Source organism: Dietzia sp. SYD-A1, assembly GCF_015356725.1.
Lineage (GTDB): Bacteria > Actinomycetota > Actinomycetes > Mycobacteriales > Mycobacteriaceae > Dietzia.
This window is the reverse complement of record NZ_JADDKI010000704.1, coordinates 1-579: the sequence shown is the minus strand read 5'-3', so window position 1 is coordinate 579 and position 579 is coordinate 1. Positions and strand designations below refer to the sequence as shown.

Genomic DNA, 579 nt, shown 5'->3' with positions numbered 1-579 from the left:
GACGTGGTGGGCGCCGACGGCGAGGTGGTGGCCTCCGCCGGCTCCTCGCTCCTGCCCCCGTCGCGCCGGGGTGCACACGGCGGCAGCAGGTTGTCCTCGGCGAGTCGGAAGATCTGGGCCCTGGCGTCCGCGAGGCTGCCCGACGGCATTCCCGCTCGCACCGATTCGCGGGCCGGCTCGCTCAGATCGCCGATGGCGAAGACGTTGCAGGGCGACGGGAGCGTCCCGGCGTCGTGAAGGGTGAGCTCGTCGTCCTCGGTCAGACAGGCCTTCTGGCTCACGGAGGCGAGGGAGATGCCGAAGACCTCGCCCGAGATGCCGCGCTTCACCACCACCTGGCTGTCCTCCTCGGCGACGAAGTAGTTGCTCCGCACGAGCAGCGCGGAGACCCCGACGAGTCCCGCGATCAGCACGATCACCCCGACGACGCTCATCGCGAAACGCCAGCGGGTGCCGCGGGGGGCGGCGGGTTCCGGCTCGTCCGCGGCTCGCTGCTCCGTGTTCCCGGCCGGCGCCCCCTCGTCGGCCGTGTCCTCGGCGCCTCCCGTGCCGTTCTGGGAGGCGACCTGGGCACGGGAG

At 72.9% G+C, this 579-nt stretch carries 1 pseudogene; it reads right to left on the bottom strand.

Annotated features, from left to right (window positions below):
- A pseudogene (locus IY392_RS18795) lies at positions 1-579 on the bottom strand (serine/threonine protein phosphatase); the annotation flags it as partial.